Origin of the sequence: Morococcus cerebrosus, assembly GCF_022749515.1 — a bacterium.
Taxonomy (GTDB): Bacteria; Pseudomonadota; Gammaproteobacteria; order Burkholderiales; family Neisseriaceae; genus Neisseria; species Neisseria cerebrosa.
The window spans coordinates 964,124-976,174 of the sequence record NZ_CP094242.1; the positions used below are offsets into that span (position 1 = coordinate 964,124).

Below are 12,051 nucleotides of genomic sequence, written 5' to 3' on the forward strand. Positions count from 1 at the left end.
AAAGGTCGTCTGAAAACCGGAATCGGGATTTCAGACGACCTTTTGAAATTTATAGTGGATTAAATTTAAATCAGGACAAGGCGACGAAGCCGCAGACAGTACAGATAGTACGGCAAGGCGAGGCAACGCCGTACTGGTTTAAAGTTAATTCACTATAACTGCCGTTTTACAGGATACTTGTAGCCTTACTTTGTCTTATTTGAGATTCTCCAACAATTTTTCCCCATCAGTAATCTGAGATAATGTTTGGGCAAAAGGAAAAGAACGTCCCAAAATGGATTTAACCTGTCTTGCTTTGATTGGATTTTGACTTAAATCGACAAAATGTTCTAGTTTTTGAAAAAATGTTTTATTATCAACACCATAATGATGTGTTTTCTCTACGATTCCTGTTGCTTGACCATATGCAACAATTCCTTGTCCGGAGGCGTATAGGAATACATAGTCTCCTTTTTTAATCCGACAGATTTTTTCTTTGTAGCCATCTTCAAATGCAGCAGCTACTTGGTTTGTCATCATAAAATTATGGTCTTCCAGGTCGTTGGCACTATTAGTATTTAATAAGAAATATCGTGTTGTAGTTGAATTATCAAATTCTTCGTCTTTTTGTTTGTCAATCATTCGTTTGTTCTCCCAGTCTTGAATAATGAATTCTTGAATTAAATCATTGATGATATCTTGGCGGGTTGTTTCCCAAGCATCGGCAAGCTCTTGCAAAATCAAATCATCTTTAATGGATAAACGTAAACTCAACGTAATCTTATTTTGATTTCGTTGGTTATATATTTCTGTGCGGCGGTCGATATAGCTGTTGGGCATAATTATATCCTTTTGTTTTTAGAGTTAAATAAAATATTAGGAGGAGAATATCCTTTTTGATGATGAGCATTATGCTATATTTGTATTTTAAATGCAATAAAAATTATTCTTGAATTATTTTATAATTATTATATTATTATTTTTATTTGAAATAAATTATAGTAATATAGTGGATTAACTTTAAATCAGGACAAGGCGACGAAGCCGCAGACAGTACAGATAGTACGGAACCGATTCACTTGGTGCTTCAGCACCTTAGAGAATCATTCTCTTTGAGCTAAGGCGAGGTAACGCCGTCCTGGTTTAAAGTTAATCCACTATAATTTTCATGGGAGGTTGGCTGAATCAGGTAATTTATAGCAAAAGGTCGTCTGAAAACCGGAATCGGGACTTCAGACGACCTTTTGATAAGACGGGCGGTTTATTTGTTTTCTGCTTCTTCAAAGCCGACGACTTCCAAGCCGAAGCCAGTCAGGCCGGTGAAGGCGGAGGGCTGTCCTAACACGCGCAGTTTGCCGACGTTGAGGCCGGCGAGGATTTGTGCGCCGATGCCGTAGCTTTTGCTGTCCCATTTGTAGGCTTGGTTGGCGCCTTTGGGCAGGGTGCGGTCGAGCAGGGTGGCGCCGTCTTCGGTGCGGTGCAGGAGGATGACGACGCCGCTGTCGGCTTGCTGGATGCGCTCAAGGGCTTTGGGCAGCGACCAGGAATGGCGCGGGTTGGCTTGGATGAAGTCCATGACGCTGAAGGGTTCGTGTACGCGGACGAGGGTTTCGGTGTCGGCGGCGGGTTTGCCTTTGACGAGGGCGAGGTGGGTTTCGCCGGAGAGTTTGTCGACGTAAACGTGTTGCTGGAATTCGCCCCACGGGGTTTGTACGGGGGCGTTGCCCATGTCTTCGAGCAGGCTTTCGGTGCGGCTGCGGTATTCGATAAGGTCGGTAATTGTGCCGATTTTGAGGTTGTGTTCTTCGGCGAACTTCATCAGCTCGGGCATACGCGCCATGGTGCCGTCGTCGTTGATAATTTCGCAGATGACGGCGGCGGGGATGAGTCCGTTCATTTGTGCCAAATCGACGCCGGCTTCGGTGTGTCCGGCGCGTACTAGGACGCCGCCTTTTTGCGCACGCAGGGGGAAGATGTGGCCGGGTTGGACGATGTCTTCGGGTTTGGCGGTCGGGGAGACGGCGGTTTGGATGGTCAGGGCGCGGTCGGCGGCGGAAATGCCGGTGGTGATGCCTTGCGCCGCTTCGATGGAAACAGTAAAGTTGGTGCCGTATTGCGCGCCGTTTTTCTGGGTCATCATGGGCAGGCCGAGCCGCTCGACCATGCTGCCTTCCATCGGCAGGCAAACCAGTCCGCGCGCGTGTTTGATCATGAAGTTGATGGCTTCGGGGGTAACGAACTGCGCCGCCATCAGCAAATCGCCTTCGTTTTCGCGGTCTTCCGCGTCGGTGATGATGACCATTTTGCCGGCTTTGATGTCGGCGAGGATTTCGGGGATGGAGGAAATGTGGGGCATGGTGCGTCTTTCTTGATGGTCGGGTTGGGCTGTGGCGTGTTCTTGATCCAGCCACATGGCGGGCATTTGTGCCGCCTGTTCGATTTTGCGGGCTTTTTTCTCGCCGAAGGATTTGTTTTTCAGAAGGGCGGACAATTCGCCTTGGTTGATGGCGATGGCTTCGGCAAAACGGGTTTGCTGGCCGCCGTATTTGTCCGCTATCCATTGCCGCAGGTTGCGGCGGCGCAGGTCGGTGGTGTTCATGATGTGTGGGGTGGCTGAAAAGATGTAGGCGATTGTAGTCTTGTCTTTACCAAAAGGCAAACTGTGTTTGATGGCGGATTTTTATTACCTTTTGGTAATGTTTTGATAGGAGGTTGTCTGAAAAACAAAAATGGCGTTTTCAGACGACCTTTGCTTGAAATCTGAACATTTGAAAGAATATGGGCGTTATAGTGGATTAAAATAAAAATGAGACAAGGCGGCAACGCCCGCCGTGTACAGGTAGTACATAAGGGCGTTGGCAACGCCGTATCATTGCAATTTTAATCCACTATAAGTTTAACGCAACCGAAAAGGGTCTAACCTAATGAAAATGGTTTACCGATTGATTTTAATATCTATTTTTTGCGCAGTCGCAGCGGCGGGCGGCTGGTTTTATGCCCAGCACCGCAACGACAACGCCCATGAAGCGATTTCGCGCGAAGGCGTTTTGATGCAGATTAAGCAGATGAACCGCTTGGAAAGCACGGCTTTTTACATCGACACCATCATCCGCACCGAGAAAAAAGGCGACTGGCGCAGATTGTGGCAGGACTCGCAAAGCGGTCTGTTTATCGTGCGCGGCAAAGTGTTGGCGGGCTTGGATTTGGACAAGCTTCACGCCGACAACGTCAATATCGTGGACGGAAAAGTCCTCATCAGCCTGCCACCCGTAGAAATCCTCAGTGTCGATTTGGAAAATATCGAGGTGTACGACATCCAAACCGGCTCGTTCAACCTTTTGCCCGTGGATAAGGCAGTGTTCAAAACCGTGCAGGACGAAGCCAAAAAACAAGTTCTCGCCAGCGCGTGTAAAGCCCAGATTTTGGATCACGCCAACCGCCAAGCGCAAACGCAGCTTGAAAACCTGTTTGCCCTGACGCAGACGCAGGTATCAGTTTATCCGGCGGCAGTGGGGCAGTGCAACTGAACGCTGGATGACGTTTGACAGCATAATATTGCGAGTGGGTAACCAAAAGTGTATTTGGATTTGCATACCTTTTCCCAATAAGGTGTTTCGGTAGGCGAGACTTTTTGAGAAAATACGTTGCCTTTTGCAAGGTATTTGAAGAATTCATTTTTTACATAACAAACAAATTTAAAGGAACACTGGTGAAACGTGTCTTTCTGTTTCTCGTAACCAATATCGCGGTTTTAGTTGTCATCCGGATTGTTTTGGCAGTCCTCGGTATCAACAGTACGGACCAAGTCGGCAGCCTGCTGGCGTATTCTGCCGTCGTCGGCTTTACCGGTTCGATTATTTCTTTGCTCATGTCCAAAACCATCGCTAAAAACTCGGTGGGTGCGGAAGTTATCGTTCAACCGCGCAGCGAAGAAGAAGCATGGCTTTTGGCAACTGTTGAAGCGCAGGCCCGTCAATGGAGTCTCAAAACTCCTGAGGTAGCGATTTATCATTCTCCTGAGCCGAATGCTTTTGCAACCGGCGCGACACGCAACAGCTCCTTAGTCGCCGTCAGTACCGGCCTTCTCGATCATATGACCCGGGACGAGGTCGAAGCGGTTTTGGCGCACGAGATGGCGCACGTCGGCAACGGTGATATGGTTACGTTGACACTGATACAGGGTGTCGTCAATACGTTTGTGGTTTTCTTGGCACGCGTCGTTTCCGGCATGATTGCCCGCAATAACGACGGCAGCACTTCGCAAGGCACATATTTTATGGTGAGCATGGTGTTGCAGATTGTGTTCGGCTTTTTGGCAAGCATCGTCGTCATGTGGTTCAGCCGTCAGCGCGAATACCGTGCGGATGCGGGTGCCGCCAAGTTGGTTGGTGCGCATAAAATGATTGCCGCGCTGCAACGTTTGAAAGGCAGCACGAGCGATTTGCCAGAGCAGATGAATGCGATGGGGATTGCCAGTGATGCCAAAGATTCCCTGCTGAGTACGCACCCTTCTTTGGATAACCGCATTGCGCGCTTGAAAAATCTGTAATGCGGAAAAACAAAAGGTCGTCTGAAAACCAAATTTGGTTTCAGACGACCTTTTTTCATGAGTGTTTCGGATAGACGGCCGCAGTATGGGGGCGATACAATAGCATCCCTTTTCAGAGAGCTATAACAATGAACATCTTGATTTCCAATGACGACGGGTACTCTTCGCAGGGCATAGCCATTTTGGCCAGGGTGGCGGCGGAGTTTGCCAATGTCCGCATCGTTGCTCCCGAACGCGACCGAAGCGGCGTCAGCAATTCTTTGACACTCGACCGCCCTTTGCAAATGAAGCAGGCGGCAAACGGGTTTTATTATGTTGACGGTACGCCCACCGACTGTATTCATGTGGGTTGTCATGTGCTTTCGGATTTTAAACCCGATTTGGTCCTTTCAGGCATCAATAATGGTGCGAACATGGGAGACGATACGCTTTATTCGGGAACGGTTGCCGCAGCGACCGAAGCCTTCCTGATGGGCATTCCTGCCGTTGCGTTGTCTTTGAACGATACGCGGGGGCGTTATTGGCAGACGGCGGAACAGGCGGCTTGGATGATATTGGAGCGGTTGTTGAAAAATCCTCCTAAAACGCCTGTCCTTTGGAACATCAATATTCCCGCCGTACCGCCGGATGCGGTACAAGGTATCAAAACAACGCGGTTGGGGCGGCGGCATCATGAGCAAAGCGTTATCCCGATGAAGAATCCCCGCGGTGAGTCTATTTATTGGATAGGTCCCGTCGGCGATATTTCTGATCGGGAGCAAGGTACGGATTTCGGGGAGTGTGAGGCGGGCTTTATCACGGTTACACCGCTGCAAATCGATTTGACTTCCTACCGCCATATGGATGCAGTCAGCGGATTTTGGCAGGACGGTAAAGAGGGATAAGCACACAGATTTCTGTTTTTTTTGCCGAGTGTTTTCAGACGATCTTTTTGTTCTGAAACAGGCGCGGCAAGCCGATTTTAACAGTCCCTAACCGCCCCGATACTTGAGGGGCGGGCTTATTTTTATTATGATATGCACCAATCAAGACAATAACCCCGATATAAAGGTCATCGATTATGTTGAAAAAAACCGCATTTTATGCCGCTTTCGCCCTGACATTGGGCGCATGTACCAGCCAGCAACCTGCCCCCGTCGTCGTCGGTAATGCCGGTTCCGGTACTTCTTCCAATCCTTATGGTGCGACCCCTTACGGCACAAATGCGCCGGCAGCCAACGATGCCCCTTATACTCCTCCTTCCGCTCCCGCTGTCAACAACAGCTATACGCCTCCTGTTTCCGGTGGTGCCTATGTTCCGTCCTATGCTCCGGTTGACATCAATGCAGCAACGCATACTGTCGTCCGTGGCGATACCGTTTACAATATTTCCAAACGCTACCATATTACCCAAGACAATCTGCGTGAATGGAATGGTTTGACTGACAACAACATCAGCGTCGGACAAAATCTGCGCGTCAAACCGGCCGGTTATACTGCCCCTGCTTCGACTGCGGCAGCCAAACCGTCATATTCTGCACCTGCACCCGTTGCCAAGCCTGCTCCCGCACCTCTCAATACGCCGACAGTTGCTACCGGTGCAACCCGTACAGTCAGCGGCATTACATGGCAACGTCCGACCAACGGTAACGTTCTTGCCAACTTTGGCGGCAGCAATAAAGGCGTGGACATCGGCGGTAATGCTGGTCAGCCCGTCGTAGCTGCCGCAGACGGTAAAGTGGTTTATGCAGGCTCGGGTTTGCGCGGTTATGGCAACCTTGTCATCATCCAACACAACTCCTCATTCTTGAGCGCATACGGACACAACCAACGTCTGCTCGTCAATGAAGGACAAAATGTCAAACGCGGACAAACCATTGCACAAATGGGTAATACCGATGCCAACCGTACTCAACTTCACTTCGAAGTCCGTCAAAACGGCAAACCGGTCAATCCTGCCACTTATATCGCATTCTGATGAACAAATTGAAGGCCGCCCGATTATTCGGGCGGCCTTTTAAATTAAATCCGTAATTCACAGCGCGGATGAAAATGTAGGTCTCCCTGTTTCGGTGTGTAGGAAATCGTCGCGTTGTTTACACTTTTTCTACGGCGGACAGCTTTTGTTTTTGCTTGAATGATTCTTAGACAGCTATCCGGCATTATCAAGAACAGAGCGGGTTTCCCGTGTCTATCGACATTCTTGACAATGCCGGATAGCTGCTCAAACGGGTCTTCAGGCAAAAGCCAAAAGTGTAAACAACACTGTTGATTTCTACAGAGTGCCTGTCCGGGTAATTTATCAAAGGGGCTGTTTGAGTAGAACTTTATACCGATATGCTGCCCTAAATATTGGTTTTCAAGAATATATACTGTGAAAACGGCCGTATGTATGTTCTTAATTTTTGAAAATGTAAAAATAGAAAAGGAGCGATGATGAAACAATATACCTTAGATCCCAAAGCCTTGTTGGGCGGGGTGATCAGCAGTGATACTGATCAGGAAATCGTCCAGCTTTCTTTGCAGAAAGACAATGAAATTCCGCCCTATGAAGCCGAAGCGATTATTTTGTTGATTGTGTTGAACGGTAGTGCGCAAATCTCGACGTCGTCTGAAACTTTACATACCGAAGGCCTGCAAATCGTCCGGATCGAACCCGGCGAGACACACAGTATCCGTGCGCTTGAAGATTATACGAATATCTTGGTGATTAAGCAGTTGACTTACGTTGCGGGCTTAAACAAAAAATTGCGTTTCGGAAAATGTTGCCTGTGAAAATTTTTGCAGTATGGCGGTACTGTTGCGGTAAGTTTGGTGATTCCCATAAAGAACCAGATAGTAGGCGATGTACTGTACAAAGGTCGTCTGAAGAACAGATAAGGTTTTCAGACGACCTTCATCCATAGCGTTTAAACAGGAATCCCCATGCGTACCCTGAAAAACATTCTGACCCTGATGCTCAAAGAGTTCCGCAGCGAGCTGACTGATCCGGTGCTGATGGTGCTGATTGGGTATATCTTTACAGCCACGATTTATCAGATGGCGCAGGTGGGCGCGGATTTGAAAAATGCCACCGTCGGCATCATCGACCAAGACCGTTCGGTTTTGTCCATGCGTATCCGCGATGCCGTGCAACATCCGTTTTTCAAACTGGTAGAGGACGTGCGGCGCGAGGATTCGGACGAATTGATGGATAAGGGCGAGTTCACCTTTATTTTGGAAGTGCCGCCCAATTTTCAGCGCGACATGGCGGCGGGGCGCAATCCTGATTTGCAGCTTTTGGTTGATGCGACGTCGATGACGCAGGCGGGGGTGGGCGCTTCGTATCTTTCGCAAATTATCAACCGCGAAATTTACGAATTCACCGGCGTGACGCGGCCGGAGTTAATCAGCCCCGTCATCAATACTTATTACAATCCCAACGGCGAAAGCGCGTGGTTCATGCCGACTTCGCAAATCGGATCGATGTCGTGTATGTTGCTGATTTTATTGACGGGGGCAGCGGTTATCCGCGAACGCGAACGCGGTACAATCGAGCATTTGCTGGTGATGCCGGTCAATGCGTTCGAACTGATGATGGGCAAAGTGCTGGCAAATGCCGCCGTGATTTGGGTGGCGGCACTGTCGTCGCTGTGGTTTATCGTGCATTTGAGCATAGGCGTGCCGCTCATCGGTTCGGTGCCGCTTTATGCGGTAGGGTTGGCGTTGTTCCTGTTTTCGGTGGCGTCGCTGGGCATCATGATTGCCACGTTCGCATCGACGATGGGGCAGTTCGGTATGCTGATGCTGCCGGTGTATATCGTGATGAACCTGTTTGCCGGCGGCGCATCCCCGCGCAGCAACATGCCGCACACGGCGCAACTGATCAGCGAATATTGGCCGCTGACGCAGTTTGTGAAATTCTCGCAAGACATCCTGTTCCGCGGCGCGGGGATTGAAATCGTCTGGGGACATATGTTGATCATGGGCTGTATCGGCGTAGGATTCTTATGGCTGGCATTGTTGCGGTTTCAAGGGATGTTGGAACGGCAGGGTTGAGGTTGACCCGCCAAGTATTGCTAAAAAGCAAACCTGACGGTTTGCTGCCCTCTCCCTAGCCCTCTCCCACGGGGAGAGGAGATTGAGGATGCTGAAACCCAACCATTTTTAGGGATTAGACCAATTTGTCCCCTCTCCCCGTGGGAGAGGGTTAGGGAGAGGGCAGTAAGCCGCAGGCTTACATTCAGGTTTCTAGGTTTCGCAAAAAATCTTCTGAAAGGTTGTCTGAAAGGTTGCCCCGTCAAGAGGCTGAGCACACTGAGAACGAGCGAAACAAATTTCGCCAACACGGAACGCTAAAACCTTTTCAAAAAGGAAAATACGATGAAATTCAATCAAATCCATTTATTGTGTATTGCCGCAGCCTTGGCGCTTGCAGGCTGTAAAAACACAGAAGTTCCGTTAAACAGTCAGGTTGAATTGCCCGAAACATTTACGCAGGATGCGGCGGCGAAGGGCGATGCGGACATCGGGGCGTGGTGGCAGCAGTGGAACGATCCGGTGTTAAGCGGATTAATCGCTCAGGGTTTGGCGCAGGGGCATGATGTGAAAATCGCCGTCAGCCGTCTGAACGAAGCCCGTGCCGTGGCGGGGGCGGCGCGTGCCGATTTGGGGCCGACCGTCGGACTGAGTGGCAAGGCGATGGCGAATTATAGTCAAATGGATAACCCGCTCGACAGCAATGCCCGCGCGTTGCTTTCGCGTTATCCGCAGACTTCGTCCTTAAACGACGATACCATCGATTCTCAAAGTACCACCCTGTACGGAGGACTGACCGCTTCGTGGGAGCCGGATATTTTCGGCAAGAAACGCAGCGACGCCGATGCCGCCCGCTATGCCGCGCTGGGGCAGCAGGAATTGGCATACGGCGCGCAAATGCTGGTGGCGGGCGATATTGCCGACAATTATTTCAAAGCGCGTGCGGCACAAGGTCGTCTGAAAACCGCCGACCAAACCGTTGCCACCTTGCGGCGGATGGTGCGCTACATCGAAGGGCGTTTTAAGGCGGGACATGTCAGCGGCTATGAAGTGAACGAGGCGAAAGTGCAACTGACCGCAGCGGAAGCCAAACGAGCCACGATAGCGGCGGAATACGCCGCTTATGTGCGCAGTATCGCCGTTTTGACCGGCAACGTGCCGCAGACGTTTACGCTGCCTGAATCGTCTATCGATGCGTTGGCGCACCAGCCTTCCGCGCCGGGCGGGCAAACGCCGCAAGGCTTGCTGGAACGCCGCCCCGACCTGCGCGCGCAGGCGGCGCAAGTCAATGCCTATGCCGCCAAATTCGCCAGTGCCAAAGCCGATTTGCTGCCGCGCTTCACCATCAGCTTTATGGGGCAGGGCGGACGCATCGGTGTGGACGGCGACCGTTCGCTGACCGGCTGGGCAAGTTTGCTGTCTGTGGGCATACAGACGCCGCTGTTCACCAACGGCCGCATCAAAGCCAATATCAAAGCCGCCGACGCGCGCCTTCAGACGGCATTGCTGGAATACGACAAACGGCTCCTGACCGCACTGGGCGAAGTCGATAGTGCGTATCAAGGCGTGGAATCGCTAAGCCGTCAAACCGAACTGCTGCAAACCGCCCATAATCAGGCAGCACGCCATGCTGCCGATACGGAAAAAATGTTCCGCAACGGCTACAAAACGCTGGATGTTGCCCTCAAAGCCCATATCGCCGAAGGCCAAATGCAGGAAAACCTGATTTCGGCGCAGCTGGCAAGGGCGCAGATGCTGGTGTCGCTGTATAAGGCATTGGGCGGAGGCTGGTCGAAATAAAAAAGCAAAAAGGTCGTCTGAAAAATTTCAGACGACCTTTTTAAGCTGATGACTATTGTTCTCTATCCGGCAACAGTATATTCAAAATAATGGCCAATATTGCGCATAAGCCCACTCCGGCAAAGCTTAACGTACCGATTTTGATGACCATGCCGCCGATACCTGTCGTCAACACCGAGCTGACGATGACCAGATTTTTAGGCAGCATCAAATCAACTTTCGAATCAATCAGCGTTTTCACACCCAAAGATGCAATCGTACCGAACAAAAGCAGCATAATGCCGCCCATAACAGGCATCGGGATGGAAGCCAAAAACGCATTGAATTTACCGAAAAACGCCATTGCAATGGCAAAAATCGCCGCCCAAGTCATGATGACAGGATTGCTGTTTTTCGTAATCATCACCGCACCCGTAACCTCGCCGTAAGTCGTTACCGGCGGTCCGCCGATCAAACCGGCTACGCATACCCCTAAGCCGTCGCCTGCGAGCGTCTTATCCAAACCCGGATCTTTCGTATAGTTTTGACCGGTAACATTTCCAATAGCCATGATACCGCCGATATGCTCGATGGCAGGTGCAATCGCCACCGGCAGCATAAACAATGCAGCCTGCCAGTTGACTTGCGGCGTTTCAAAATGAGGCACTGCAAACCAAGGCGCATTGACGATGGCGGCAGTATCTACCAAGCCCATTATCAAAGCCAATGTGTAGCCCGAGGCCACACCGATCAAAATCGGCACCAGTTTCATCATGCGGCTGCCAAAAACCGACACTACGACCGTTACCGCAAAGGTAAAACCCGACAAAATCAACGAGTCTGCATAATCAATTACCTGTTTGCCGTCAGCCTGCCCCATAGCCATACTGCTTGCCGCAGCGGCTACCGACAAACCGATCACCATAATCACCGGCCCGATGACTACCGGCGGCAGCAAGCGGTGAACCGCCGCCAGCCCGCGCCACCTGATTAAACCCGCGAACACAAAATACATAAAGCCGGCCGCAAATAGGCCAAACATCGTTGAAGGCAGACCCCATTCACCAATCGAGTAAATAATCGGTGCGATAAAAGCAAATGAAGAACCCAAAAAAATCGGCACCTTACGCCGAGTAACCAATTGGAACAACAATGTCCCAATCCCCGCGCCCAACAATGCCAGAGCAGGGTTCAACCCCGTCAGAAGCGGTACAAGCACCATCGCACCGAACGCCACAAACAAAATCTGCGCGCCCGAAACCGCCAATTTAAACTGATTCATCCGAAACCTCGTATATTCGATTCAAACGGCGGGAATTATACTGTCTAGGCAGCCGGATGAACATTAATTTAACGCGGATTCAGGATAAAAAACAGATTGATAAATGGAAATATCCGATTTTGCAGCACCATTCTTTACTTAATATATAACCACCCTGCTTATAGTTGATACACGAAAAAATCGATGCACAGCGAGAATGGTTTTAAGTCAGCAATCACTGTATGCGATGAAATGGCAGACTGAAACTTGTCCTGATTATGTATCTATTTCTGTATGCCTTATTAAAATGGAAGCAGAAATCTGTACATCATCTTAAATGCTATCAATGGTTATCAAATTTACAAAATTTATCAAAATTAGGTTATAGATGGAAGTGGTAAATATCATATAAAAATAAAATTATAATTTAAGTAATAGTTTTATATAAAATTAATAATTATATTTACTCAGCTGAAACAATGTGTTA

Annotated in this window: 10 protein-coding genes; 7 read left to right on the forward strand and 3 right to left on the reverse strand. The window is 49.7% G+C overall.

Going from position 1 to position 12,051, the window contains the following annotated elements; all coding sequences use genetic code 11:
- Window positions 1–195: 195 nt before the first annotated feature.
- Both MON37_RS04435 and ribBA read right to left on the reverse strand, forming a co-directional pair.
- Entirely contained in the window at window positions 196–819 is a 624-nt protein-coding gene (locus MON37_RS04435; RefSeq protein WP_039404728.1) for an EVE domain-containing protein, read from the reverse strand.
- A gap of 421 nt (window positions 820–1,240) precedes the next feature.
- Complete coding sequence (gene ribBA / locus MON37_RS04440; protein WP_039405577.1) at window positions 1,241–2,578, reverse strand: bifunctional 3,4-dihydroxy-2-butanone-4-phosphate synthase/GTP cyclohydrolase II; 1,338 nt, start codon at window positions 2,576–2,578, stop codon at window positions 1,241–1,243.
- A 325-nt stretch (window positions 2,579–2,903) separates the two neighbouring features.
- On the opposite strand from ribBA, the gene MON37_RS04445 reads away from it, so the two are divergent.
- The 7 genes from MON37_RS04445 (at window position 2,904) to MON37_RS04475 (ending at window position 10,324) form a co-directional block, all read left to right on the forward strand.
- A complete protein-coding gene (locus tag MON37_RS04445; protein WP_039405574.1) occupies window positions 2,904–3,506 on the forward strand; it encodes a DUF4230 domain-containing protein in 603 nt (200 codons plus the stop codon).
- Window positions 3,507–3,688: 182 nt separating this feature from the next.
- Window positions 3,689–4,528: a protease HtpX gene (gene htpX, locus MON37_RS04450; RefSeq protein WP_039405570.1), complete on the forward strand. Its 840-nt coding sequence runs from the start codon at window positions 3,689–3,691 to the stop codon at window positions 4,526–4,528.
- A 128-nt stretch (window positions 4,529–4,656) separates the two neighbouring features.
- Window positions 4,657–5,412 (forward strand): 5'/3'-nucleotidase SurE, encoded by a 756-nt coding sequence (gene surE / locus MON37_RS04455; RefSeq protein ID WP_039405567.1) that lies wholly within the window; start codon window positions 4,657–4,659, stop codon window positions 5,410–5,412.
- Between the two features lie 176 nt (window positions 5,413–5,588).
- On the forward strand, window positions 5,589–6,485 hold the full coding sequence (locus MON37_RS04460) for a peptidoglycan DD-metalloendopeptidase family protein (RefSeq protein WP_039405565.1): 897 nt from the start codon (window positions 5,589–5,591) through the stop codon (window positions 6,483–6,485).
- 458 nt (window positions 6,486–6,943) lie between these two features.
- Window positions 6,944–7,282 (forward strand): cupin domain-containing protein, encoded by a 339-nt coding sequence (locus MON37_RS04465; protein WP_039405562.1) that lies wholly within the window; start codon window positions 6,944–6,946, stop codon window positions 7,280–7,282.
- A 150-nt stretch (window positions 7,283–7,432) separates the two neighbouring features.
- A complete protein-coding gene (locus MON37_RS04470; protein WP_039405559.1) occupies window positions 7,433–8,545 on the forward strand; it encodes an ABC transporter permease in 1,113 nt (370 codons plus the stop codon).
- A 324-nt stretch (window positions 8,546–8,869) separates the two neighbouring features.
- On the forward strand, window positions 8,870–10,324 hold the full coding sequence (locus MON37_RS04475) for an efflux transporter outer membrane subunit (protein WP_039405557.1): 1,455 nt from the start codon (window positions 8,870–8,872) through the stop codon (window positions 10,322–10,324).
- A gap of 52 nt (window positions 10,325–10,376) precedes the next feature.
- Here MON37_RS04475 and MON37_RS04480 read toward each other — a convergent pair whose 3' ends face one another.
- Window positions 10,377–11,585: a uracil-xanthine permease family protein gene (locus MON37_RS04480; protein ID WP_039405554.1), complete on the reverse strand. Its 1,209-nt coding sequence runs from the start codon at window positions 11,583–11,585 to the stop codon at window positions 10,377–10,379.
- Between the last annotated feature and the right edge of the window lie 466 nt (window positions 11,586–12,051).